Annotated in this window: 21 protein-coding genes, 1 pseudogene and 1 other annotated feature; of the genes and pseudogenes, 13 read left to right on the plus strand and 9 right to left on the minus strand. The window is 34.2% G+C overall.

The window, feature by feature from the left end:
* Window positions 1-31 precede the first annotated feature (31 nt).
* Both H0I41_RS08985 and H0I41_RS08990 read left to right on the plus strand, forming a co-directional pair.
* Complete coding sequence (locus tag H0I41_RS08985; protein ID WP_053106802.1) at window positions 32-1909, plus strand: heavy metal translocating P-type ATPase; 1878 nt, start codon at window positions 32-34, stop codon at window positions 1907-1909.
* 65 nt (window positions 1910-1974) lie between these two features.
* Window positions 1975-2024: a sequence feature (sodium ion sensor (DUF1646 type); this cis-regulatory element may regulate processes involved in with the transportation of sodium ions), on the plus strand.
* A gap of 50 nt (window positions 2025-2074) precedes the next feature.
* Window positions 2075-3235, plus strand: a complete 1161-nt coding sequence (locus tag H0I41_RS08990; RefSeq protein ID WP_011162574.1) for a cation:proton antiporter — start codon at window positions 2075-2077, stop codon at window positions 3233-3235.
* Window positions 3236-3271: 36 nt separating this feature from the next.
* Here H0I41_RS08990 and H0I41_RS08995 read toward each other — a convergent pair whose 3' ends face one another.
* Together H0I41_RS08995 and H0I41_RS09000 are read right to left on the minus strand one after the other, a co-directional pair.
* Window positions 3272-3925: a DUF4097 family beta strand repeat-containing protein gene (locus tag H0I41_RS08995; RefSeq protein ID WP_011162575.1), complete on the minus strand. Its 654-nt coding sequence runs from the start codon at window positions 3923-3925 to the stop codon at window positions 3272-3274.
* Window positions 3925-5493 (minus strand): ATP-binding cassette domain-containing protein, encoded by a 1569-nt coding sequence (locus H0I41_RS09000; RefSeq protein ID WP_127795760.1) that lies wholly within the window; start codon window positions 5491-5493, stop codon window positions 3925-3927. The genes H0I41_RS08995 and H0I41_RS09000 overlap by 1 nt, the downstream gene beginning before the upstream one ends.
* 104 nt (window positions 5494-5597) lie before the next feature.
* Here H0I41_RS09000 and H0I41_RS09005 point away from each other — a divergent pair, with 104 nt between their 5' ends.
* Window positions 5598-6461, plus strand: coding sequence for an Rgg/GadR/MutR family transcriptional regulator (locus H0I41_RS09005; protein ID WP_011162577.1), 864 nt, complete (start codon window positions 5598-5600; stop codon window positions 6459-6461).
* A 271-nt stretch (window positions 6462-6732) separates the two neighbouring features.
* On the opposite strand, the gene pcp is transcribed toward H0I41_RS09005, so the two are convergent.
* From pcp to H0I41_RS09035, 6 genes and pseudogenes are all read right to left on the minus strand, one after another.
* Window positions 6733-7380 (minus strand): pyroglutamyl-peptidase I, encoded by a 648-nt coding sequence (gene pcp / locus H0I41_RS09010; RefSeq protein WP_011162579.1) that lies wholly within the window; start codon window positions 7378-7380, stop codon window positions 6733-6735.
* A gap of 19 nt (window positions 7381-7399) precedes the next feature.
* A complete protein-coding gene (locus tag H0I41_RS09015; RefSeq protein ID WP_011162580.1) occupies window positions 7400-8323 on the minus strand; it encodes a DUF979 domain-containing protein in 924 nt (307 codons plus the stop codon).
* Window position 8324: 1 nt separating this feature from the next.
* Window positions 8325-8998: pseudogene (locus tag H0I41_RS09020) on the minus strand (DUF969 domain-containing protein).
* Between the two features lie 113 nt (window positions 8999-9111).
* Complete coding sequence (locus tag H0I41_RS09025; protein ID WP_011162582.1) at window positions 9112-9600, minus strand: DUF805 domain-containing protein; 489 nt, start codon at window positions 9598-9600, stop codon at window positions 9112-9114.
* Between the two features lie 22 nt (window positions 9601-9622).
* The gene (locus H0I41_RS09030; protein ID WP_004898164.1) at window positions 9623-10045 is read right to left on the minus strand and encodes a hypothetical protein; all 423 of its coding nucleotides are present in this window, start codon (window positions 10043-10045) and stop codon (window positions 9623-9625) included.
* Window positions 10046-10109: 64 nt separating this feature from the next.
* Window positions 10110-10631 carry a hypothetical protein gene (locus tag H0I41_RS09035; protein ID WP_228099731.1) on the minus strand — a complete coding sequence of 174 codons (522 nt, stop codon included), beginning with the start codon at window positions 10629-10631 and terminating at the stop codon, window positions 10110-10112.
* 145 nt (window positions 10632-10776) lie between these two features.
* On the opposite strand from H0I41_RS09035, the gene H0I41_RS09040 reads away from it, so the two are divergent.
* The gene (locus H0I41_RS09040; RefSeq protein ID WP_162222208.1) at window positions 10777-12231 is read left to right on the plus strand and encodes a PTS galactitol transporter subunit IIC; all 1455 of its coding nucleotides are present in this window, start codon (window positions 10777-10779) and stop codon (window positions 12229-12231) included.
* A gap of 50 nt (window positions 12232-12281) precedes the next feature.
* A complete protein-coding gene (locus H0I41_RS09045; RefSeq protein ID WP_011162585.1) occupies window positions 12282-12791 on the plus strand; it encodes a DUF1440 domain-containing protein in 510 nt (169 codons plus the stop codon).
* A 16-nt stretch (window positions 12792-12807) separates the two neighbouring features.
* On the opposite strand, the gene H0I41_RS09050 is transcribed toward H0I41_RS09045, so the two are convergent.
* Window positions 12808-13455 carry a CPBP family intramembrane glutamic endopeptidase gene (locus tag H0I41_RS09050; protein WP_011162586.1) on the minus strand — a complete coding sequence of 216 codons (648 nt, stop codon included), beginning with the start codon at window positions 13453-13455 and terminating at the stop codon, window positions 12808-12810.
* 79 nt (window positions 13456-13534) lie between these two features.
* Here H0I41_RS09050 and H0I41_RS09055 point away from each other — a divergent pair, with 79 nt between their 5' ends.
* The 8 genes from H0I41_RS09055 (at window position 13535) to phnD (ending at window position 25257) form a co-directional block, all read left to right on the plus strand.
* Window positions 13535-14656 (plus strand): YdcF family protein, encoded by a 1122-nt coding sequence (locus H0I41_RS09055; protein WP_011162587.1) that lies wholly within the window; start codon window positions 13535-13537, stop codon window positions 14654-14656.
* A gap of 12 nt (window positions 14657-14668) precedes the next feature.
* The gene (locus tag H0I41_RS09060; protein ID WP_135014373.1) at window positions 14669-17008 is read left to right on the plus strand and encodes an ABC transporter ATP-binding protein/permease; all 2340 of its coding nucleotides are present in this window, start codon (window positions 14669-14671) and stop codon (window positions 17006-17008) included.
* Between the two features lie 164 nt (window positions 17009-17172).
* A complete protein-coding gene (locus tag H0I41_RS09065; protein WP_135014377.1) occupies window positions 17173-18564 on the plus strand; it encodes a cytochrome ubiquinol oxidase subunit I in 1392 nt (463 codons plus the stop codon).
* The gene (cydB, locus tag H0I41_RS09070) at window positions 18564-19586 is read left to right on the plus strand and encodes a cytochrome d ubiquinol oxidase subunit II (protein WP_004898180.1); all 1023 of its coding nucleotides are present in this window, start codon (window positions 18564-18566) and stop codon (window positions 19584-19586) included. The genes H0I41_RS09065 and cydB overlap by 1 nt, the downstream gene beginning before the upstream one ends.
* A gap of 18 nt (window positions 19587-19604) precedes the next feature.
* Complete coding sequence (cydD, locus tag H0I41_RS09075; RefSeq protein ID WP_011162590.1) at window positions 19605-21422, plus strand: thiol reductant ABC exporter subunit CydD; 1818 nt, start codon at window positions 19605-19607, stop codon at window positions 21420-21422.
* A complete protein-coding gene (gene cydC / locus H0I41_RS09080; RefSeq protein ID WP_011162591.1) occupies window positions 21419-23164 on the plus strand; it encodes a thiol reductant ABC exporter subunit CydC in 1746 nt (581 codons plus the stop codon). The genes cydD and cydC overlap by 4 nt, the downstream gene beginning before the upstream one ends.
* Before the next feature lie 19 nt (window positions 23165-23183).
* Window positions 23184-24110, plus strand: a complete 927-nt coding sequence (locus tag H0I41_RS09085) for a prenyltransferase (RefSeq protein ID WP_044496771.1) — start codon at window positions 23184-23186, stop codon at window positions 24108-24110.
* Window positions 24111-24324: 214 nt separating this feature from the next.
* Entirely contained in the window at window positions 24325-25257 is a 933-nt protein-coding gene (gene phnD / locus H0I41_RS09090) for a phosphate/phosphite/phosphonate ABC transporter substrate-binding protein (RefSeq protein ID WP_127795757.1), read from the plus strand.
* Window positions 25258-25341: the final 84 nt, after the last annotated feature.

Here is a 25341-nt window from a genome sequence, read left to right on the forward strand (position 1 = left end):
TTATTGATTAAATTAGTTGGAGGGAAAGCTAATGAGAAATCAATGGAAATTTTTCACAATCCTTGGGATTGGTGTTGTTGCAGCAATCTTAGACTTCCTATGTGGAGCACCTAAGATTGGTGGGTGGCCAATTTCCGGTATCTTAATTGATATCTTCGGAATTTTTATGGCTATTACCATGCTTCGAGAAATGATTGAAACCCTTGAATCTGGTCGTTGGGGCGTAGATATCTTGGCAATCATCGCTGTTGTTTCAACAATGATTGTCGGCGATTACTGGGCTGCTTGGATGATTTTAATCATGTTGACTGGTGGTGAATCACTTGAAGATTACGCTACAAGTCAAGCTGATAAAGAATTACGCTCTTTACTAAAAAATTCTCCAAGAATTGCTGATAAGTTAGTCGACGGTAAAATTGTAGAGGTTAAAGTTGATGAGTTAAAAATTGGCGATATCGTTTTAATTAAGCCTGGTAGTCAGGTGCCTGTCGATGGAGAAATTATTAAGGGAAACTCTAGTTTTGACCAATCTTCTTTGACAGGTGAATCAGTTCCTGTTGATAAAAAAGTTGGCGATGATTTAATGTCAGGATCAATTAATGGGGATGCAGCTGTAGAAATGAAAGTTACTAAGGCTGCTAAAGATTCTGAATATCAGTCAATTGTTGCTTTGGTTAAATCTTCTGAAGCTAAACCAGCTAAATTTGTTAAAATGGCTGATCGCTACGCTGTACCATTCACTATTGTTTCTTTAATCATTGGTATTGCTGCTATGATTACCTCAGCTGTAACTAATCCAGCTCTTGGCTGGCAAGCACACTTTTTACGTTTTGCTCAAGTTATGGTTGTTGCCTCTCCTTGCCCATTGCTAATTGCGGCACCAGTAGCAATGGTTTCAGGAATGAGCTCAATGTCAAGAAGCCACATTATTGTTAAATCTGGTACCACTCTTGAAAAGTTATCCCGTACCTTAACTTTTGCTTTTGATAAAACTGGAACCTTAACTGAAAATCAACTAGTTATTGATCAAGTTGTTTTACCAGAAAATAGTTCTATTTCAAAAGAAGAGTTACAAAGCTTGGCAGCTAGCGTTGAACAACAATCGAGTCATGTTATTGCTACTTCATTAGTTAAAAGTACCAATAAGGATTTAATTAAGCCAGTTACCAACTTAAAAGAAGCTACTGCTAAAGGAGTTAGCGGTGAAGTAGACGGTAAATTAGTTAAAGTTGGTAAGCTTTCTTATGTTGATCCGGATCAAGAAAAAATCACTGTTCAATCAACTGCTGTCTTTGTTTCAATTGATAATAAGTTCGCTGGATATATTACTTTCCAAGATCAAATTAGAAAGAATACACCAGAAACAATTGCTCGTTTGCGTCGTCAAGGTGTAAAGCAAATCATGATGTTAACTGGGGACCGTAGATCTGTCGCTGATAAAGTTGCCAAAGAAGCTGGAATTAAAGAAAGCGAAGTTCATGCAGACTTACTTCCAGCTCAAAAGATTCAAGCCATTAGAGATGTTAAACCTGACTTAAGACCGGTTGCAATGGTGGGTGACGGTGTTAATGATGCACCAAGTTTAATGGCTGCTGATGTTGGTATCGCTATGGGTGCTAAAGGAGCAACTGCAGCTAGTGAAAGTGCGGATGCTGTTATTATGGTTAACGACATTTCTAAAGTTAATGATGCTGTTGCTATCTCTAAGCACACAATGAAAGTAGCACACGTTGATATTATTACGGCTATTTGTATTGTTATCTTGATTGAATTAATCGCCTTCACAGGTATAATTCCAGCATTTTGGGGAGCAATTTTACAAGAAGTAGTTGATTTAATCACCATTTTATTAGCTCTTCTTGCTAAAACTAAGCCAACTAATCCTAAACAAACAGGACTAGAAAAATAATAACTTAATTTGCAACTAACCATATTTTTAGCTAAACTAATTTTTAGTTAAATATTTTTATTAGTGGTTGGGTTTTATAAAAACTTTCAAGATTTGCTTATTTGGGTCAATAAGTGCTTGAAAGTTTTTTTATTTTGTCACAAAGTTATAGAAAGCTGGAAGAAAATGCACTTTTTAGGAGAATTAATTTTAATTCTGCTGGCTACAACGTTATTAGGACAATTATTTTCACGTCTTAATATGCCAGCAGTTATTGGACAATTATTATCAGGAATTTTACTCGGACCGGCAATTCTAGGCTGGGTTAAGCCAAATGAAATTGTCTCCCTCTTTTCAGAGTTTGGAGTAATTCTATTAATGTTTTTAGCTGGTTTAGAGAGTGATTTAGACTTATTAAAGAAGTATTTTAAATTAAGTTTTACTGTCGCTGGCATCGGGGTTGTTTTACCTGTATTTTTCACGGGGATAGCCAGTTACTTATTTGGGATGCAGTTCCTCGAAGCACTATTCATCGGAATTGTTTTTGCCGCTACTAGTGTTTCAATTTCCGTTGTAGTTTTACAAGAAGCTAACCAAATCCATACTCGTGCTGGTACTGCTATCTTAGGAGCAGCAGTTGTTGATGATATCTTAGCAGTTATTGTTTTAAGTTTATTTACTACTTTTAGTCATGAAGGTGGAAAAAGTGGTTTAACGAATAACTTTTTCCTCAATTTACTTATTGAAGTAATATACTTTGTTGCCGTTTGGGTTGTCTTCAAATTCATTGCACCACATTTTATGAAACTAGCTGAAAAAGTGGAAGTCGATTATGCAGTAGTTATAGGCTCCCTAGTTCTAGCCCTCTTAATGGCCTGGGCAGCAGATTTTGTAGGCTTAAGTGCTGTTGTTGGAGCATTCTTTGGTGGTTTAGCAATTAGACAAACTCCACAATATAAGGAAGTCCAATCTTCTGTTAGTGCAATTGGTTACTCCATTTTTATCCCTGTTTTCTTTGTAAATATTGGACTATCCATGACATTTGCTAGCTTTATCAAAGATATCTGGTTCATTATTGTTATGACTATCCTAGCCGTATTATCGAAATTCTGGGCTGGTAAATATTCAAGTGAATTATTTGGTTTTACCAAGAATGAAGGAAATATTGTCGGAGCAGGGATGGTATCACGTGGTGAAGTAGCGCTGATTGTAGCACAAATTGGAATTACTCATCACTTATTCCCAGAAGACATTTATTCAAGTTTGATTTTGGTAATTATTATTACCACAGTGCTTTCACCATTTATTTTGAACTACTATATTAAGCGTGAAGTAAAGAAGAACTAATAAAAACGAGGTCATCATGACCTCGTTTTTTTGTATTTAATTTACTTTAATACTTCCTAGAGATGTATTGGCTTCTAATACATTTTCAGTGTTACTGTTATTCTCAAAAGAATCTCCCCGCTTTTTGCCACCAACCGTAATTTTACCCAAAGAAGTATCTAAATCATATCCACTTGCATTACATTTATTAACCTCAATGTTTCCCTTAGCGGTATCAAAACTGACTCCTTTTCGTGTCTTTAATTCTTTAATAGAAATATTTCCATTGGCTAAATCAATATCTCCATTCTTAGTTGCCAAATAATCAGCACTGACATTGCCATTTGCACTCTCAATATTTAAATCAGTCAACTCTTCTTTTGGCATTTCAATTATAATTTTAGAATTTAACTGCTTAAGATTAAACACATTTACATGAACACCAACTTTAGAAAATGAAATCTTTAAATTTCCGTTCTTTACTTTAACGTCAGGAGCAATTTTTTCTAAGCCAGAATAACTAACACTATATTTACTACTAGTTTTAAAAATTATATCTCCTGTTGGAATATCTACACTTACCTTATTAAATTTATTAAAAGAATAAGCGTAATTCACTATTTTTTTATTTGTCCTATTAAACATTACTATCCCTCCGCCTACAATTACGGCAGTAATGATTATAATTAAAAATATTTTTTTCCAATTCATTAAATATAGTCCTCTAAATCTAATATTTTGTCGTATCTATTTAAATCATCTTTTTCATAATGATAAATCACTTCAATAAAAGTTAGGTTTGAATTTAATAAGTACTGATGAATAAGCTCAGACGTTTTTTTATCAAGAGAAGCATTAATCTCGTCAAGTAATAAAACAGGACGAGCCATCAAAATTGCCCTTGCTAATTCAATCCGCGCTAGCTGTCCACCCGACAATTTATCTGCTTCTTCACCCAATTGATAATTGAGTCCTTTTTCTTTAATGAGATTTTTCAAATCTAACTTATTGCAAATTTTCTCTACCTTTTCCCAGGAAATACTTTCTCCTAAAGTTAGATTAAACAACAAACTATCAGCAAAAATCACTGGTGCTTGACTTGCATATGAAAACAAGCCCGAAAAGTTACCTGCATTTGTCTTTTTGCCGTTTAGTTTAATTTCTTTTGCTTGTCCATATTTTCCATATAATAAAAATTGTAACAAGGTTGATTTTCCGGTTCCAGACGGTCCAATAATCGCAATCTTCTCTCCTGATTTAATCTCTATATTAACCCCAGTAGCTAACTGCTTTCCATCCCTCTTTAAAGTTAAATTTTCTATACTCAAATCCTGCAAACGTACTGTTTTGCTACCTTTATGATCTTTTTCATTATTTAAAAAGTGATCTACATTCTCAACTATTTTTTTAGTAGTAGCTAGCTTATTTCGATCATCTAAAATGTATAAAATTGGATTTACAAAAGAATTGGCAAGTTGCACAATAGCAAACAATGCTCCTAAAGTTGTTTGTCTTTTTACAACTAAATATATTCCAAATAAGAATGGCATCAAAAAAGTAATGATATGTGCAATAAAGTTGATCCATGAATTAGTATCAAGATTCAATAAATTCATTCTGCTTAATTCTTGTTCTAATCTTGCTACAGTTTGCTTATTCTTCAATACTGCTTGCCTTTGACCACCATATAGCTTTAGAGTTTCAACACCAGCCAAAAAATTCTTTGTTTGATTAACATATCTACTATTTGCCTTAGTCCACTTTTCAGAAGATTCTTGAATTGGTTTTTGAAAAATATTGGAAACAAACATCGGAACAAAAGAACCAAATAAGAATAAAAGAGTAATTAACCAATTAACAGCTAGAGCATATCCTAGGGCTAAGATCAAAGAAAAACTTTGCATAATAATTTCAATCTGCGCATCAAAACGATTAGTTTCTAGCAATTTAAAATCATTAGTTAGAAATCCTAAGCTATTATTATTTTTATCTTTGTCTTCTTCTAACATACCACCAAAAATACGAGTTCTAAGATAAATATTTACCTCTTTAATAATAGTTGTTTTTAAGCGATTAAATGATAAACTCGCAACTAATGTAACAGTTAAGGCGGTTACAATCACGACTAAAAACTGTGTAATCTTATCCCAGCTCTTATTGCTAGCAATATTAGTCAGAGTTTGAACAATGTTGGCCATAATAATATTTTGAAAACTGGCAATCAAACCTAAGACAATCATCAAGATAAACTTGAATTTATTTGAATACCTAAATAGCATTTAATTATCTCCCATCAATTAAATTTGTTGATAAGAGTATATGATGAGATAATACTTAAAAATAAATCTCTTGCAGATCTGCAAGTTAAATTTCGAGGTAAAAAATGTACGGTCATGAATTTAAAGAATTACGTTTAGAACAAGGTATTACACAAAAAGAAGCTTGCAAAGGTATTTGTTCCGAATCAAAATTATCTCGCTGGGAAAATGATCAAATTGAAGTTGCGTTCAGTACAGCAATGAGGTTATTGAACAGGATTCACATTACTAGTCATGAATTTATGGGATGGTCAAAATTTTCACCTCAACCTGAAACAGACAAAGAAGTAACTGAGGCCTGGCACAAAGAAGAGATTCCTTTGATTAAACATGTTGCTAAAAAGCAGCTCGATAAATACCACCAATCAAAAAATCCTTTTGATCTTTTATCAACCGTAGCTTTATTTAACCAGCTGGTAATTTTAGAAAATCATAATTATCTTCCCGAAGTTGATCAAATTAAATTAGCTAATATTTTTTCGAAGGTGGTAATTTGGTCAGAATATTATTTAGCACTTTTCGGGAGTTCAATCTTTCTTTTAACTCCCAAACAAGTATATGGAATTTCTAAACTAGTTTTAAAAGATGTTAGCCGAATTACTGAAGCTAATACAACCTATGACTTAGAGGTAATGCTTGGTGTTCTGGGGGACGCTACTATTAAATTAATTCTAAGTAATGATATTAAACATGCTACTTCACTAATTAAAGAGATCAAAAAAATTGAGCTTCCGCATTATATGATGTTTTTCACTCTAACATTTAATTATTTAGACAAGATTGCAAATTATGTTACCACGAAAAATGAACAACCTATTTTAAATTTGATCAATACGATGGTTCAAATAGGTTGCCCGATTCAAGCAGAAATATATTTAGATGTATTTAAACAAGTTAAAAACAATTTGGATAGAAAAACGAGGTCATGATGACCTCGTTTTTTACTATTCTACTTAAAAGTAACGGTATAAGTAACATGCTTCAATTATGAAGATAATTACTAAATACCCATACCACTCAAAACTTACAACTGGATTATTAAATTCCACCATACACATAAAACTACAAATTATAGTGCCTAATAGGCAATAGATAAAGGGAATTTCAGGCTTTACAATCTTTCGTTTTACCATTACGCATAGAAGAATGCCAATTAAACACAAACCTAGAAAAATCCAAATCATAAAAACCACCTATACTTTAGTGATTTGCTCCCTCAACGGCCTTAATATCGCCCTTACCATCACGTTCAACAATTGCACTAAGTGCAGCTGTTAATCCCTTAACAATATCACCAAGAGCCATCGATGGAGTATTAGGACGATTTACAACTTGTTCTGGCAAGAAAGGAATATGGATAAAGCCAGCCTTAATATTTGGAAATTCCTTGTCTCTCATATATTGAACTTGATACATAATGTGATTACATACATAAGTACCAGCTGTATTTGAAACACTAGCTGGCAAACCTGCATCCCTAATTGCTTTTGCTTCTGCCTTAATTGGCAATTGTGTAAAGTAGGCAGTTTCTCCATCTTCATGAATTGGTTCACCTAGTGGCTGATAGCCTTCATTATCAGGAATACGGCCATCATTAATATTAATTGCAACACGTTCAGGAGTTAATCCAAAACGACCACCAGCTTGCCCAACATTTAAAACATAGTCTGGCTTTTCTTTTTCAATTGCCTTTTTAACAACTTCAGCTGACTTATTAAAGACAGTCGGAATTTCCAATTTAATAATTTCAGCTCCATTAATTTCAGCTGGTAATCTCTTTACCGCTTCAATTGCAGGATTAATTTTATCTCCACCAAATGGATCAAAGCCTGTTACTAAAATTTTCATAATTTTATCCTTTCAATAATTAAAATGCTAAAAAGTACATTAAGCCAATTTGAACAATTAACAAGATAACGGCAATCGGAGCTTGTTGCTTAATAACACCCATCTGATCTTTCATCTCTAAAAGCGCTACGGGTAAAGTATTAAAGTTAGCAGCCATTGGAGTTACTAAAGTTCCACAATAACCTGAGGTCATTCCGATTGCTGCTACAACTACAGGATTAGCACCTTGTGCAATTACAAAAGGAATTCCAATTGCTGCAGTAATTACCGCAAAAGCAGCAAAAGCATTACCCATAATATAAGTAAATAAGGCCATCGCAATACAGTATAGCGCTACGCCTAAGAAGTGATTTCCAGCTGGGAAAACATGACTAATCATGTCGGCTGTTAACTTACCAACACCACAAGTCGTAAAAACAACCCCAAGCATGGCTAATAGTTGTGGTAAAACGCCAGGTGCTCCTACGCTTCTAACCATTCTCTGGGAATCCTTGAAAACTTGCTTTGCTGGCGCTTTAGTCAAGATAATGGCTAAGACTAGTGAAACAACTGCACCAATACCAATTCCCACCTGACCACCAAGTGGAGTAAATTGTGCAATTATAATAGATGTTAATGCCAAAACAATGCTTGGTAAAAATACCTTTGCTCCTAAACGTTTAGCATCTTCTTGAGCAGTTTTAGGATTTACAGTTGGCAATTTACCAACCTGGATTTGCTTAAACAAAGCTAAAATTCCGATTACTAAAACCATTGCACCGGACACTACGGCAGGAATCAAATCTCCAAAAGCAAAAATAATTGCTAAAAAGAACCAGAAAATTGCTGTTCCAATTCTTGCTTTATTAGTTTTGTCACGCAATGTTTCAATTCCAGCAATTGCCATACATAAACCAATTAATGCATAAAGAATGGCAAGTAAAAAGTTAATCGTATTTTGCATATTATTTTCCTTCCCATTTAGCCATTTGACGGTCAAAGTATAGGTTATAAGCAAAAACTAAAACGAAAGTAATAATCGCAATAGGAATCGTGTTAACAACAATTCCTACTGGATCAACCTTATAACCAAGTGATTTCATTGTTGAAGAAATCAAAAGTACACCACCAGATGCTACAAACAAGTTTTGGGCAAAAAAGTTACCAAAGTTGTCAATTGCTGCACTGCGTCCCTTTATTAGATCAATCTCTGATTCGCTTAGTTTCTTTTTATCTTGATCTTCTGCAGCAGCAATTACCATCGGTGCAATTAATGGACGAACAAATTGAACCTGTCCCTGCAAAGAAATCCCAAATACACCAGCAAGTTCACGAATTAAAAGATAGATATTTAAAATCTTTCCCGCAGTTAATTTTTTCAGTTTTTTATTGCATTAACCGTATAGTCTCTTAATCCATGTGATTCTACTAGCCCAATCATTGGCAAGGTTAGGAAAAACAAACTTACCATTCGATTTTCCACAAAACTCTTTCCAATTACTTCCAACAATTTAACAAAATCCATCCCAGAGAAAAGTCCTGTTACAATTGCTGCAATAACTACAACTGCAGTCGTGTCCCACTTCAAAACAAAGCCGACTACAATTATTAATATTCCTAACAGCTTTAAATATTCCATACTACCTATTCCTTAAATAAAAAATAAAAAAATACTATAAAAATATTATACAAAATGCAATAAAAAATACGAAAGGGAAAAACCATTCGTATTTCAATTTCTATTCAAATTAGTTAATCAACAAATAAGTAGCTGCCCCATCTTACTGGTTCTTCAACAGTAGGTAGCAATAAGAAAATAACTACAATAATCCAGCCAAATGGAATAATAATTAACCATAGCCACCAACCACTATAGTTCGCATCATGTAGTCTTCTTACTGCATAACCCAAAAGACCTAATTTTATCCAAACTAGTAAGATGAATAAAATTAATTCAATTAGCCAAGTTAAAAATGTAATATGTGATACAGCCCACGTCACATTATTTGGAGTAACAGAGAAAATTCCACTAGTACATAATGCTAGTATTGAAGCTATTCCAATTACAATTGTTAATAAGAACTGAATAACAAATGCAACCCAAAAAGCTTTTCGAGTACTACGCGCTGCCCAAGTGAACGGATAGAGAAATAATCCTTTAAAAATTTCCCCAACTGATGGATCTGGAATATCACTTTCTGGTGCATGATATTCTTGTTCATAATAAGGTTTATCAGACATAAAATTTACCTCATACTAATTTCTAATTATTTTCTGCTTTTGTAATTAGTTTATCAAAATTTTGATCCTGATGTTTTTTAGCTAGGTCAGGTGTCTTCCAGTAAACTTGATCCGTTATTTTCCCTTGGCCACTAGCTAAAATAACTACCGGATGACCGTCCAAGATTGTATAACCATAAGACGTTTGGTGTTCATCTTTAGCTGTCCAACCAATTAACGTAATATAATTGACCCCTTTTAAAGCTTCAGTATTATTAAAGACTTTAACCCAAGTATGAGTATCGTTCAGATAGTCATTAGAAAATTGTTGATGCTTTTCAAAATATTCTTTATCTGGGATATGAATCTCGTATTGATGATCTTCCGTTGTGAGCGTATGAGCACCAAATTCAATTTCTCTTAATTGATTATCATCTTTACTATGTGTACGACGATTATTATCCATACTGTACCACTCACCCTGCAGTTTTGCGGGGACAGCATATAGGCCTTTATCTCCAGCAATCTTTTTAGTTTTTACTCGCTGTCTTTCTTTCGTCTACTACTTTGACATTTTTAATGATCTTATTTACTTTATTACCGTCGTTATGATTGTTGAGGTACTTAATCATCATTTTAATATCAGATGAACCAACTTCTTTATTTTTGTGATAGAAGAAAATAGTTGGGTCATTCTTGGTGTAGTAGAAATATTTGTCTCCATTAACTGTGGCAATCTCATATGCAACATCACTGCCATTTTGCATATATGAAAAATCTTTCCGATTATGAAGGCGTACAGTCACAGTATTATTTTGAGCTTGCTTAAAAGTCTTCTTCCAAATATTTGGATATTTTTCACCAGCATATGCAATTGTAATTGCCGTTTGTTTTTTAGTATTCATATTAGTTGCTGTAAGCTTACTACTCTTCTTAACTGTTGTTGTCTTCTCAGTTGATGAACTAGAACTATTATTTTGTGAATTACTACATGCGGTTAACATCGTACAACTTAACAAACCAATTAAGCCAATTGAAACTAATTTTTTCATCATCGATACCTCCAAAATAAGTTACCTCTCATTGTCTATTAAAACACTCTGTTATTTATTTCCCAAGCAATATCTTCCTAATTATTAGACTTTGTTTTTCTTGTTTTTTATACTAAAAATATGGAACGAGAAAAGAGGCAATCAAATGCTAAATAACATCCATAATTTCTTTAATGCCTTTGGGGCAAGTGTCATTGTCCCTATTATGATTTTTATCATTTCTTTGTTTTTAAAGGTAAAACCAAAGAAAGCAATGATGTGTGCATTTTATGCTGGTGTAGGTCTAACTGGTTTTTCTTGGATTATTAATGAATTTACTCCAGTAGTTACTAAAATAGTCCGTCAAATGGTTAATAATACCGGCATAAAGCTACCAGTCGTTGATATCGGTTGGCAAGCTGGAGCATTAGCGAGTTTTAGCGCACCAATTGGATTAACTTTTTTTGTATTCGGACTAGTGGCTGAATTTGTTTTATTTGCTATTGGAATTACAAAAGTTTTTATGCCGTCAAATCTTTGGAACAACTTTGGTTTCATGATTTGGGGAACTCTTGCTTTTTATGTAACACATAATTGGTGGATTTCTTTAGGCTTATCTTTTTTTATGCTTCTCTATACATTACTGCTGGCCGAAATTCAGGCAGATCGTTGGTCTACGTATTATAAGATTGACAATACCACTGTCTGTGCACTTCAAAATATTGTTCAAACTATTCCAGCCATTTTGTTAGATCCACTTTGGAATTTACTTGGTTTTAATAAAGCTAATTTGACTCCAACTGCATTTAAAAATAAATTTGGTGTTTTTGGTGAAACAACGACTTTAGGAGCCATCTTAGGGCTTTTAATTGGAATATTAGGTAATATTAAAAATTTAGCCACAGTAGCAGCATGGGGACAAATTTTTCAATTCTCTATTCAGCTTTCAGCTGTCATGACGATTTTTCCTTTAGTTACAAAAGTCTTTAGTAAAGCATTCATTCCTTTAGCTAAACAAATTAACCAAGAACGTAAACAAAATAAAAATACAAAATCAGGAATTGACTTAATACAAGATAGTAAACGTTGGTTTTTAGCAGTTGATGATGGTGTCGGTTACGGAGAACCAGCTACAATTATTTCAGGAATTATTTTAATTCCAATCATGGTAGTCATTGCTTTTGTTTTACCGGGAAATAAAACTTTACCTGTTGTTGATTTAATTGCTCTCCCTTACATGGTTGAATCAATTGTCGCTATTACTAACGGTAATATTCTCAAAGTCATTGCAAATGGAGTTATTTGGTTTAGTTTAGGGCTTTATGCTTCAAGCTGGTTAGGTTCTATTTACACAAATACGATTTCTCACTACGGAGCTGCTATTCCAGCAGGCATCGTTTTAGTCACTAGCTTTAACTTAATGGCTCACCCCTTGAATGCAGCAGTGTTTGCCGCCTTCATCTCAAAAAATCCTTTTTGGATTAGTTTGTGCATTATTATTTACTTAGTACTGCTCATTGTATTAAGAAAATATCGTCCACAGATTTGGACCTACTTAAATAAAATGGCTGCTAAGAACGTGCAAGCAACATCAAGCCTTAAAGCCTCTACCAAAGAGTGAATTTGTTACAATAAAAAATGAAAGAACTAATTAAAAGGACGTGAAGTTTAATGTCAAAATTTAATTGGAAAAATGTATTAGTAGCTGGAACTGCTGCTGGTGTTATCTCGGGATTAGTTAAATTGGGCTGGGAAAACATTCTCCCTCCAAGAACACCAGAAAGAAATAAGACTAATCCTCCACAAAAATTACTAGAGCAAATGGGTGTTCCAGCCCACTTAACTCATGCAACTTATACTTATTCAGGAGAAAAACTACCTTGGGTTAGTTATCTTGTTCACTTTGGTTTTTCAATTTCTTTTGCTACTGCCTATGCGGCTCTTCTTGAAAAGAAAGTTAAGTGGTTAACAATAGATCAGGGCGTTCCATTTGGCTTAGGAGTTTGGATCGCTTTTCACCTAGTAATTATGCCATTAATGAAAACTGTCCCTTCTCCAAAGAACCAACCAATGGAAGAACATATTTCTGAGGCTTTAGGACATATAGCATGGATGTGGACTAATAACGAAATTGCTGAAATTGTTTTACAGCAATTAGGACAAAGAAAAAAAGAGCATTAATGCTCTTTTTATTTTGCTATAAAATTGACAGGATATTGTTTAACATATGAGTCAAAATCGAATATCTTACATCTTTTGTAGTGACGTACGTCCAAGCTAGGATCATTCCCATTACCCAATATAAATAAATAAATTTACTAAACATCGGATCATGTCCATAAGCAAAAATAAAACCACTTACTACAATTCCAACCCATTTATTAAATACATTTTCTACTGGGAAAAATGTGTTGAAAAATAGCGCTCTAAAGATAAATTCCTCACAGATTGGTGCCACTATCACTAATAAAACATTGAACATTGGCGAGGCAACTTTTCTAATTGCATCTAGTTCTTCTTGATTCTTTGAAATTGTATTACCACCAAATAATCGCACAAAGGCTATTTGGAAGATTACTAAAGTAAAGAAAGCCGCTACAGCAATAATAATTCTTTTTGTATCCCAGTGAGGCTTCGCATTGAAAAACCAATCATTTTCTTGTTTAAGTTCTCGTTTATAAATCCAATACATCCAATAAATTACTGCAACAGTTAAAACTGCCAAAATAACCGCAAACAATAGGTTAACTTTCTTTTGTGCATAACCTAATTGCAAAATTGTATAAAATACAAAAGCAATGATCACTGTTGCTAGATTTCCTAAAAAGCGTAAAAAAGTCTTCATCCGAACACTTCCTCTAATTGAAATTATTTATTTCTTTTCATTATAATTGTTTATTAAAAAGACATAAGGACATTTAATCATGCAATCACAACTCATGCAATCTCTGCATCAATTTTTTAACTTTATTGTTCATAATCAAGTAACGATTACCTCTTTGATTATGTTCGTATTTTTTATTTTATTTTTGCTTTCTTGGCTGATTGAACCACGTCGTTTAATCAATGGCCTTATTTTCACAATATTTGGGATTAGTTTTTTAGTATGGTCTGCTATTTTAATTATTTCTCAACACAATCCTTTACTAACCACCTCATTTTCTTTCCTTGCTTTGGCTATCTTATTTGGAATCTTTTTCTTAGTAACCTTTTCTTGGATTTTCTTTCTCTGGAATGCCTATTTTGTCTGGAAATATGAAAGCCATTCTCTGCCAAATCTTTTAACTTTGATTATTGGTTTATTTTTAGTAGGAATATGGACTTTAAATAGATTAGGTGTATTTCACCGCCTACCGGACTGGCTTCATTCTCTAGTTGCTGGAGCAACTTTGATTGCCTTTTATCTTCTATTTGTAATGTATAACTTTTTACTCAATTTAGTTCTGTATCAAATTACTCCTCGTCGCTACAAGCAAGATTACCTAATTGTTCTCGGCGCAGGATTAATTGATGGAAAGAAAGTATCACGCCTGTTAGGTGCACGAATCGACCGAGCTATTGCTTTTTCTAATAAACAATATGATAAAGGACATAAACGTCCCAAACTAATTATGTCAGGTGGACAAGGAAAAGACGAGGATCTCTCTGAAGCAGCCGCAATGAAAGATTACGCTGTTAAACATGGCTACGATCCTAACTTGATTTTATTAGAAGATAAATCAACTAATACCTACCAAAATATGCTCTACTCTAAAAAAGTAGCTACTAGTGATTGGGGAAATCCAAACTTTAAAGCTAAGTTTTTTACTAATAACTATCATCTTTTTAGAGCAGGCCTTTATGCAAAAATGGCTCATTTAAAGGCCAATGGTGTCGGAGCAACTACACGTTTTTATTTTTTACCTAATGCTACAATTCGTGAATTTGCTGGGGTCTTTATTATGCATAAGAAACGCCATTTTGTTATCATTGGTTTAATTGCAATTTTATTTATAATCCAAGCAATATTTGCAGTATTAGGCTGGGGCAAATATATAATTGCTTAGAAAGGAAAAAATATGCTACAACTCTTACACTTAAAAAAGACCTATCACGTAGGTGACACCGTCACACATGCATTAGATGACGTTACGATTAATTTTCGTAACAGTGAATTCGTTGCTATCTTAGGTCCTAGTGGGTCCGGTAAGACGACTCTTTTAAACGTAATTGGTGGATTAGATCATTACGATTCTGGAGACATTATCATCAATGGTAAGTCGACGAAAAATTTCTCTCAAACTGACTGGGATGCTTACCGCAATAATTCTGTCGGCTTTATTTTTCAAAGTTATAATCTTATTTCTCACCTTTCTATTATTGAAAATGTAGAGCTTGGTATGACGCTCTCAGGCGTAAGCAGTAATGAACGCCACGAGAAGGCAATTGCGGCGCTAAAGCGTGTTGGGCTAGGCGATCATTTAAAGAAGCGTCCTAATCAACTATCCGGAGGACAAATGCAACGAGTAGCTATTGCCCGGGCAATAGCTAATGATCCTGATATTCTTCTATGTGACGAGCCAACAGGAGCTTTAGATACTAAAACCAGTGAAAGTATTATGGAGCTAATCAAGGAACTCAGCCACGATAAATTAGTCATCATGGTTACACATAATCCTGAACTGGCTGAAGAATATGCAAGTAGAATTGTCCATTTCCAGGATGGAAAAATTCTTAGTGATTCAAATGCCTTTGAGCCTAAAAAAGAAGTAAAGGATACTTTTAAACTCAAAAAGACAAAAATGTCTTACTGGAATGCTCTAAAACTTAGTTTTACTAACATTATGACTAAGAAAGGTAGAACTTTTTTAACTGCCTTTGCTTCAAGTATCGGAATTATTGGTATTGCTATTGTTTTAGCTTTGTCACATGGTTTTCAAAAACAAATTAATGAAACGCAAAGTAAAACACTAGCTAAATTTCCAATTTCTATTTCTCAAACGGCAACAGATATGAACGCCGCTACAAGCCGAACTGAATCTGACAAAAATGTCAAAAATAAGGGATATCTCGTTGCCGCAAAACCAGACAATGAGAAAAATACGCATGAAAATAAGATTACTCAGTCTTATATCAATTATGTTAAGAAAATTAATCCTTCATATGCTAACAACATCTCCTTTATTCGAGGAACCCAGCTTAATCTTTTAACTAATGATAATGGCAAAATTAAGCATGTAGAATTTTCTAATGTTAACAACTCTGGTTCTGCTATTGCTAGTGCTCAACTTCAAGGAATGAATAGTGTAGGGATTAACACAAGTGTCTTTCCTAAAACACTTGATTCAAAGCAAGGAACTTTTTTAAAGGATAATTACCAACTACTTGCTGGTTCCTGGCCTAAGTCAAATAATGAAGTAGTTCTTGTTTTAAATAATAAAAATCAAGCTAATATTAACGCACTTAAGAATTTAGGTATTTCAATTAAAGATGGTCAAAAAATTGATCTAAACAAACTTGTCGGCCGTACTTTTAAGGTGATTAGTAACAACAATTACTATCAAGAATTGCCTACTGGAAATTTTGTTCCACAAAAAGCTTCTAAATCAATGTATGATTCTAGCAACTTAACCTTAAAGTTAAGTGCCGTTATTCGGGGTAAAAATAATAGTCAAATGGCCCTGCTAGATAACGGAATTGCTTACAGCGATGGCTTAACTCAAGAAATTATTAAGCAAAATGAAAATTCGAATATTGTTAAGGCACAAAAGAATAGTACTACCAATGTAATGACTAATCAGCCAATGAACCAAACTCAAAAAGAGCAATTTATTGCATCTCTTGGTGGTTCTAGCATCCCTAGCGGTATTCTTATCTATCCAAATTCATTTAAGTCTAAAGATAAAGTTCTCGATTACTTAGACAAATACAATAAAGGTAAAGCTAAAAAAGATCAGGTTATCTACACTGATATGTCAGGTACTGTTACTAAGTTAACTGGTGGTCTGCTTGACGGAATTACTGACGTTTTAGTTGCTTTTGCTGCTATTTCTTTAGTTACTTCCATGATTATGATTGGTATTTTAACTTATACTTCTGTTTTAGAGCGTACAAAGGAAATTGGTGTGCTAAAGGCTTTAGGTGCTAGAAAACGGGATATTACCCGTGTCTTTGATGCTGAAACCTTTATTCTCGGCCTCTTTTCTGGTATTTTAGGTATCTTAATTGCTTACTTATGCACTTTCCCAATCAATGCAGTATTATACGCAATTACTAATATGAGTAACGTTGCGCAACTCGACCCTATGCAAGCCTTAATTTTAGCAATTATTAGTACTGTTTTAACAATGCTTGGTGGTCATATACCAGCTCGAATGGCTGCTAAAAAGGACGCCGCAATTGCTTTAAGAAGTGAATAAATCTATAAGGATTTCAACATTGAAATCCTTATTTTTTTGCTCTAAACTTACCTAAGAAAAAAGTTATGAACTTATTCTTATATTTTATTGAAAACGGCATCAATAAAGTATATACTTAAGGTAACAGATGTTATATATGTGGAAATAGAAATAGGTGAATGAAAATGTTATCGGGTGTAACAATGTTAGATCTTGCCCGCTTCCAATTCGCAATGACTACAGTCTTCCACTTCTTCTTTGTTCCCTTCTCCATTGGGATGGGATTCATTGTATCAATCATGGAAACACTCTACGTCGTTAAAAAGGACGAAGTATATAAAAAGATGGCTCAATTCTGGGGAAAAATTTATCTATTGAGCTTTGCTGTCGGGGTAGTTACAGGAATTATTCAGGAATTTCAATTCGGAATGAACTGGTCCGACTACTCTCGTTTTATGGGTGATATTTTTGGTGCTCCATTGGCCATTGAAGCTTTGTTAGCTTTCTTTATGGAATCTACCTTCATTGGTTTATGGATGTTTACATGGAACAAGTTTAAGCCAGCATTGCACTGTGCCTTAGTTTGGATTTCTTTTATCGGTTCAATGCTAAGTGCAATCTGGATTTTAACTGCTAATGCCTTTATGCAACATCCAGTTGGCTATGTCATTAAAAATGGTAAGGCACAAATGGCTAGTTTTTGGGCTTTAATTGCCAATGAACAGCTTTTGGCTAGTTTCCCACACGTAGTAATCGGTGCTATTGTTACAGCTTCATTTGTAGTAATTGGGATGGCTGCTTTTGGCTTACTTAGAAAACGGGACGTTAACTTCCACAAAAAGTCCATGCGTATTGCTCTTTGGGTTGCCTTATTTGCCTCAATTGCTGAAATTGGTGCTGGTGACTATCAAACTCAAGTTGAAATTCACGAACAACCAATGAAGTTTGCAGCAACTGAAGGTGTTTATGAAACAACAGGCGATCACGCTCCATGGGATATAGTTGCTAATTTAAATACTAAAGAACATAAAAATGAAGGTGCAATTTCTATTCCTGATGTTCTAACCATTCTTACTTATCACAGTACTAGTGGTTCCATTAAAGGAATGAATCAAATCAATAAAGAATTGCATGCAAAATATGATAAAAAGTTTGGCAAAGACATGAGCTATTATGTTCCGGTTAAGACCTTATTCTATAGCTTTAGAATCATGGCCGGTTTTGGTGCATTATTTGCCTTGCTTGCAATTTTAGGCTTAATTTGGACTCGTCCAAAGAAGAATACAATTGAAAACAAGCGCTGGTTCTTATGGATTTTAGGTATTTCAACCTTCCTTCCATTTATTGCTAATACTTGTGGTTGGTTCATTACAGAACTTGGTCGTTTTCCATGGACTGTCTATGGCCTATTTACAATTGCAGATTCAATTTCTGCAAGTACAACCACTGGTGAGCTCTGGTTCACAAATATTATGTACTTCCTAATCTTCTCAACTCTTGGCGGAGTAATGATCTATTACTGTAAACGTCAACTTGATATGGGTGTAGCTGGTGCACTTGAAAGGGGTGCATACTAATGATCGATGGAATTGATTTTTTACAGTTGCTTTGGTTCCTATTAATTGGCCTTCTGTTCATGATCTTCTACTTTACTGAAGGTTTTGACTATGGTGTAGGAATGGCAACACAATTTTTAGCAAAAAATGATCAAGAAAAACATGTAATGATGGAAACCATTGGACCACACTGGGATGGAAATGAAGTATGGCTTATCACAGCTGGCGGTGCCATGTTTGCGTCATTCTCTGATTGGTATGCAAGTCTATTTAGTGGATATTACATCTTACTATTCTTTACCTTATTTGCCCTAATTATCAGAGGAGTATCCTTTGAATTTTCTGCTCATGCCGAAACTGAACATGGATTTAGAATTTGGACTAGTGCCCTATTTTGGGGTAGTTTATTAGCTCCATTTTTCCTTACAATGATGTTCGGTAGCCTAATTCAAGGTGTTCCAATCGATGCTCAAGGAAATATGAGTTTAAGTTTTTGGAATATTGTTAACCCATTATCAGTAGTTGCAGGAGTAGCAGGAGTGCTCCTTTGCTTAATTCATGGAATTAACTTCTTAAGATTAAGAATTGATGATCCAGAATTAAGTAAGCGTGCTGCTAACTTAAACGAGAAGCTCTATCTTGTAGCTTATTTAGGAGAAATTGTCTTTGCTTTATTGATTTTCTTCCAAACTGATTTCTTTAAGTTAAGACCAATCTCTTCAACAATTATCACTTTACTTATTGTTGTTCTAACTGCTTGGTCAGATATTGCCTTAATTAAAAATAAGCAAGCAGCAGCCTTTGTAACGAGTGGATTAACTTTAGTAGCTGTTGTTGGGCTTTTATTCAATGGACTCTTCCCTCGCGTATTAATCGCTACTGATCCAGCACACTCACTTTTAATTAAAAATGCAGCCAACTCTAAACTAACACTTGAGGTAATGACAATTGTTGCTCTAATCCTTTTGCCAATCGCTTTAGCTTATATCATCTGGTCATATGTAGTCTTTAGACACCGGATTAAGGTAAATCAAAACGCCTAATCTAGAACAGGAATGAAAATGATTGATAAACGACTTTTTAAATTACCAAAAGCCAAAATCATGCTCGCAATGCTTGCAGGACTAATGTTCTTGCAAGCATTTGCTATTTTAGGACAAGGTATTTTCCTTGCTCGAGCAATTGTCGGCTCTTGGAAACGACAGTCTTTTGCTAATATTGCAGAAGACGTTTTAACTTTTTTGATCTTCTATTTATTAAGACAGGGAATTAACTGGTTTCAAAAATGGTATATGAACCGTTACGCAAATCAGACAACTGCTCTCTTACGCCAGCAATTACTTAATAAAACCTATGATGGTGGAATTGCATTAGTCTCCAGAATTGGAACAGGAAACTTAGTTTCTACTCTCTTAGATGGAATGGATGAGATTTCCAACTATCTGTCGCTAATTTTTCCAAAATTAATTGCCCTAGCAATTGTTCCATGGGTGATTTTAATTTATATCTTTACTCTAAATGCCCTCTCTGGATGGATTTTACTCTTAGTTTTTCCTTTACTGATCTTATTTATGATTATTTTAGGAACTGCTGCTCAAAGTAAAGCTAGTAAACAGTATGCTGGATATATTAAATTGCAAAACCACTTTGTTGATGCTTTACGTGGCTTAAGCACCTTAAAAGTTTTGGGTCTTGCTAAAAAATACGGAAATATTGTTTATAAAAATAGTGAAAACTACCGTAAAAAGACAATGGGTGTCTTAAGAGTAGCAATCCTATCCACTTTTACGCTAGACTTCTTTACCACATTATCCATTGCGATGATTGCCATGTTTCTTGGAATCGGATTAATTAACGGAAATCTTCTTCTTTATCCTTCATTAGTGATTTTAATTTTATCACCAGAATACTTTTTACCAATTCGTGATTTTGGTAATGATTTCCATGCAACTTTAAATGGTAAAAATGCCTTAGGCCAAATTTTTGATATTCTGGCTTTTCCAACTACTCCTCAAGAAAACCAATTATCTAGTTTCACGTGGAACAAAGATAGCACCTTTATAGCTAATAATGTTTCTTTCAACTATAGTCATATCGATCAAGATCATTTTAGTGTTAATAAAAATGCAAAAATGAGTGCCGTAGTAAAAAAAGAACAAGCAAGTACAGATAAGACTCATACAGCTGATGAGTTACGTAATGTTAATCTAAATCTTACCGGATTTCAAAAAGTTGGCATTATTGGCCCAACAGGTGCTGGGAAAACAACATTAATGAGAATTTTAGCTGGCTTTCTTACTCCCCACCTTAAAGAAGATAATTTTACAATTAATGGGCAAAATCTTGCCCAATTAAATCAAAAGAATTGGCAAAATCAAATTACATATATTCCACAAGATCCTTTCATGTTCGCAACTAGCATTAAAGAAAATCTAACTTTTTATAATCCAAATGCTAGTCAAAAAGAAATTGATACCGCATTAAAAGCAACTGATTTGAATAATTTTGTTGCTAGTTTAAAAGATGGTTTAAACACTAGAATCGGTGAAAATGGACGCGGCATTTCTGGCGGACAAAAACAACGCATTGCATTAGCCCGCGCTTTCTTAGCAAAAGATCGAAAGATATTATTTTTCGACGAACCAACTGCTCACCTAGATATTGAGACTGAGTATGAATTAAAGGAACCGATGAAGAAATTAATGGAAAATCATTTGGTCTTCTTTACGACACACCGCTTGCACTGGCTAAATGACATGGATTGGTGCCTAGTCATTGAAAATGGAGAAATTGTAGAACAAGGTACCCCTAGTGACTTAGCTAAAAACGGAACTTTATTCAAAAAACTTACTCAGCCATTGAAAGAAGACCTACTATGATGAATAAAAAATTTTCTTGGAAACATGAACATTGGGTTAAACCTTACCTCGCAAAATATAAATGGAATTTTCTCTTAGCGATTTTTCTTGGCATCACTATGTTCTTTTGTGGTGGTGCGCTTATGTTTTATGCAGGCTATACAATTGACAAAGCGGCGACACGTCCAGAAAACATCTTAATGATTTATGTTCCAATCGTCTTAATGCGTGCTGTCGGAATTGGACGACCATTATTTAGATATTTAGAGCGCTTAGTCTCTCATAATTGGATTTTACGTGTCACAAGTTCTCTAAGGAGAAGACTTTTTTATATTGCTGAAAAAAATACTTCGGCGGTCGGATCAGCCTTTCAAACAGGAAGTATTCTTTCTCTCCTAACTGATGATATTGGACACTTACAAAATCTTTATTTGAGAACCATCTTTCCAGCCATTCTAAGTTACCTAGTAGGATTTATTGTTATAATTTTGATTGGTTTATTCTCATGGCCCTTAGCTGGTATTATCGCAATTTTATTGATTATGGAACTTATTCTCGTTCCATTCTTCTCACTTTTAAAACAAGCTAGTGTACGCAGTAAGGAAAAAAAAGAGAAGGCACAGCTTTATACAGAATTTACTGATCAAGTTTTAGGTGCTGGCGACTGGAAAATTTCTGGTCGCAAGGATGCATTTTTCAATCAAACTAAAACCACTTTAAAGTCTTTAGAAAAGCATGAAAAAAAATCCGGCAAGTTTGATTGGGCACGTGATTTTGTCCTTGAGTTTATCTTCGGTTTAATGGCTGTTGCTATTCTTTATTTCACTAACAAGAACCTCACCTATAATCAAGAAGCAGCAAATTACGTTGGTGCTGTTGTTTTAGCCTTGTTCCCTCTATCTGATGCTTTCATTCCCGTTGGACAAGGTATTGAGGAATGGCACACCTATAGCGATTCCGTAAAACATTTAAATGAATTAACAGTACCTGAAAACCATTTACCCCATCAAGAATATCTTGACCCAGTTTTTGCAGGAACTTTAAAAGCTACTGATATTTCATTCACTTATCCTGGAGAAGATTATCCAATTATTCAAAATTTCTCTCTCACATTAAAAAGAGGTCAAAAAGCTGCTCTAATTGGACCATCTGGGGCTGGAAAAAGTACTATCCTACAATTAATTCTTGGAGATTTAAAGCCAAATACAGGCACTGTCACTTTGGATAAGATTAATGTTTTGTCCTTACAAAAAGAGCGTTCAAAATTATTCTCTGTGCTGAACCAGGAACCATTTTTATTCAACACTACTATCTATGAAAATCTTAAAATGGCTAATCCAGATGCCACTGCTGACCAAATGATGGAAATTTTAGAAAAAGTACAGCTAGCTGATTTCATTAATTCCCTCCCTAAAAAACTGAATACAGAAGTCGCAGAAGCTGGCGCACGTTTTTCTGGCGGTCAAAAGGAACGTTTAGCATTAGCACGTGTACTTTTACAAGATACCCCCATTGTCCTCTTAGATGAACCAACAGTGGGTCTAGATCCGCTCACAGAACAAAAATTATTAAATTTAGTATTTGATGTTTTAAAGAAAAAGACAGTAGTTTGGGTAACTCACCACTTACAAGGTGTAAAATATATGAACGAAGTTCTCTTCTTTAAAGATGGAAAAGTGACCATGCAGGGCAATCCTTACGAACTATTTGAACACAATGAGCATTTTCATCAACTTTATTTAATGGATCAAGGACTAATTTAAAAATAGAAAGAAGTTTATTATGTCTGCTGAAGCAAAGCAAGGCTACTATGAATTAGTTGAACCACGTACCCTATTTAACTCCATAATTCCTGTCCTATTAGGAATCATGTACACAGAATATAATTTTCAGTTGTTTAGAATTTTTCCAACAATTGAAATGTGTATTGCCACAATTGTTCTACAAATTTTCATGAATGTGAATGATGGTTATTGGGATTATAAACGTGAAAAAGCTGCTAAAACTGGCGATCATAAAAAGAATCCGATTGGGAAGTACCATCTTAACCCCAAACATGTTTTAGTTCTTATTTGGATCCTATTTATCATTTCAGCTACGTGTGCTTTTATGATTGGTTTTCAAACTAATTTATATATTTGGATTCTAGGAATTATTTGTTACGCAATCGCTATTTCCTATTCAACAGGATCTCATACAATTTCTGCCGGACCTTTTGGAGAAATAGCTGCTTGTTTTGCAATGGGATTTGGAATTTTTCTAATTATGGTCTACATTAATGTGTATCCCCATGTACCATTTAACTGGAATTTTGTTTGGCCAATTATCCTTGCTGCCGGCATTCCTGAAATTTGTAACTTCACTTTAATGCTTGGAAATAATCTGTGTGATCATGATGCAGATATCGCAAATGGAAGACATACTTTAGTTTCTTATATTGGAATTAAGGGTGGACTTTACTTATTCGTATTTAACTACTTACTTGGATTCTTTTTAACAGGTTGGGCAATTTGGGTTGGAGTCCTTCCTTGGAGCGTCGCTTTAATTTTGATTTGTATTCCAACAATCTACAAAAACATGCGCTTTCTTTGGAAAATACAAACTAAGCCAAAATCTTTCCCTAAAGTAGTTCAAAATACCCAAGTTTTATTTGTGACCGAAGCCGTAGGTTTCTTTATCGGTTTGATGTTAAATCTTAGAATTAAATAACCTTTTGATCCAGATGTTAATCATCTGTATTTTTTATTGTTTTTAAATTCGTACTTTCGGTATGCAAAATTATTGATTTTACTAGTTTTATTTAATAAAACACGAACAATATTTTTGATATATTACAAAAATATACATGTTTTCTATTGAATTCACGCTCATAGTTTGCTATCTTTATATCGTCAACTTCATTAAATAGTTTCTGGAGGAAAAAATGAAGATAAAGAAATTTTTAATCGGCGCTGCTATGGTTTTACTTGCTGCATCAACTGCTGCATGTTCCAACAATAAGTCTGCTTCTAAAACAAGTGATGGCTATACTCCTAAAGAATTAAACGTTCAGTTTGTTCCTAGTGTCCAAGCTTCTAAACTTGAAGCTAAAGCTAAGCCATTACAAGGCTTGCTTGAAAAGCAATTGCATATGCCTGTTCATGTAACTGTTTCAACTGATAACTCAGCTTTAGTTGAAGCAATGGCATCAAAGAAAGTTGATGTCGGTTTCTTACCACCTGATGCTTATGTCTTAGCCCACAAACGTGGTGTTGCTGACGTTTTGCTCCAAGCACAACGCTATGGCTATGACGAAGCAAGCGGTAAGCAAAATCACAAATTAATGGATAGCTACCGTTCAATGATCGTAGTTAAAAAGGGCTCTAAGATCAAATCTTGGAAAGATCTAAAAGGTAAGACAATTGCCGTTCAAGATCCAACCTCTACTTCTGGTTACGTTCTTCCAATTGCGGAACTTCACAAGAAAGGTTTAAATGTACCAAAAGATTGTAAATTAGTTCAAGTTAAGGGCCACGATCAAGCTGTTTTATCAGTTTATAACGGTGATGCCGATGCTGCCTTTGTCTTCTCTGACGCTCGTCCTCTTGCTGCTAAAGATGCACCTGCTGTAATGAAGGATGTTGTTCCAATTTACTTTACTAAATACATTCCAAACGATACTGTTGCTGTTAGAAGCGGCATGTCTAAGTCATTTAGAAAGAAACTTGCTACTGCCTTTAAGGATATTGCTAAGACCAAGAAGGGTAAGAAGATCCTTGAAAATATTTACCAACACTATGGTTATGTAGATTCTAAAGATTCTAACTTCAATATTGTTCGTGAATACGAAGCTGAAGCTAAAAAGGCTGAAAAATAAATTTAATATTTTTAAAAGACCACCCTACTTTGACTTGTAGGATGGTCTTTTTCTCGTTTAAAATTAGAATAGATTTTTAATCGA

It is taken from the genome of Lactobacillus johnsonii (genome assembly GCF_014058685.1).
GTDB lineage: Bacteria > Bacillota > Bacilli > Lactobacillales > Lactobacillaceae > Lactobacillus.

Bases quoted from the DNA above. Each gene is read 5' to 3' on its own strand.
- H0I41_RS08985 (WP_053106802.1), top strand. From the start codon at position 32: ATGAGAAATCAATGGAAATTTTTCACAATCCTTGGGATTGGTGTTGTT.
- H0I41_RS08990 (WP_011162574.1), top strand. From the start codon at position 2,075: ATGCACTTTTTAGGAGAATTAATTTTAATTCTGCTGGCTACAACGTTA.
- H0I41_RS08995 (WP_011162575.1), bottom strand. From the start codon at position 3,925: ATGAATTGGAAAAAAATATTTTTAATTATAATCATTACTGCCGTAATT.
- H0I41_RS09000 (WP_127795760.1), bottom strand. From the start codon at position 5,493: ATGCTATTTAGGTATTCAAATAAATTCAAGTTTATCTTGATGATTGTC.
- H0I41_RS09005 (WP_011162577.1), top strand. From the start codon at position 5,598: ATGTACGGTCATGAATTTAAAGAATTACGTTTAGAACAAGGTATTACA.
- pcp (WP_011162579.1), bottom strand. From the start codon at position 7,380: ATGAAAATTTTAGTAACAGGCTTTGATCCATTTGGTGGAGATAAAATT.
- H0I41_RS09015 (WP_011162580.1), bottom strand. From the start codon at position 8,323: ATGCAAAATACGATTAACTTTTTACTTGCCATTCTTTATGCATTAATT.
- H0I41_RS09025 (WP_011162582.1), bottom strand. From the start codon at position 9,600: ATGTCTGATAAACCTTATTATGAACAAGAATATCATGCACCAGAAAGT.
- H0I41_RS09030 (WP_004898164.1), bottom strand. From the start codon at position 10,045: ATGGATAATAATCGTCGTACACATAGTAAAGATGATAATCAATTAAGA.
- H0I41_RS09035 (WP_228099731.1), bottom strand. From the start codon at position 10,631: ATGAAAAAATTAGTTTCAATTGGCTTAATTGGTTTGTTAAGTTGTACG.
- H0I41_RS09040 (WP_162222208.1), top strand. From the start codon at position 10,777: ATGCTAAATAACATCCATAATTTCTTTAATGCCTTTGGGGCAAGTGTC.
- H0I41_RS09045 (WP_011162585.1), top strand. From the start codon at position 12,282: ATGTCAAAATTTAATTGGAAAAATGTATTAGTAGCTGGAACTGCTGCT.
- H0I41_RS09050 (WP_011162586.1), bottom strand. From the start codon at position 13,455: ATGAAGACTTTTTTACGCTTTTTAGGAAATCTAGCAACAGTGATCATT.
- H0I41_RS09055 (WP_011162587.1), top strand. From the start codon at position 13,535: ATGCAATCACAACTCATGCAATCTCTGCATCAATTTTTTAACTTTATT.
- H0I41_RS09060 (WP_135014373.1), top strand. From the start codon at position 14,669: ATGCTACAACTCTTACACTTAAAAAAGACCTATCACGTAGGTGACACC.
- H0I41_RS09065 (WP_135014377.1), top strand. From the start codon at position 17,173: ATGTTATCGGGTGTAACAATGTTAGATCTTGCCCGCTTCCAATTCGCA.
- cydB (WP_004898180.1), top strand. From the start codon at position 18,564: ATGATCGATGGAATTGATTTTTTACAGTTGCTTTGGTTCCTATTAATT.
- cydD (WP_011162590.1), top strand. From the start codon at position 19,605: ATGATTGATAAACGACTTTTTAAATTACCAAAAGCCAAAATCATGCTC.
- cydC (WP_011162591.1), top strand. From the start codon at position 21,419: ATGATGAATAAAAAATTTTCTTGGAAACATGAACATTGGGTTAAACCT.
- H0I41_RS09085 (WP_044496771.1), top strand. From the start codon at position 23,184: ATGTCTGCTGAAGCAAAGCAAGGCTACTATGAATTAGTTGAACCACGT.
- phnD (WP_127795757.1), top strand. From the start codon at position 24,325: ATGAAGATAAAGAAATTTTTAATCGGCGCTGCTATGGTTTTACTTGCT.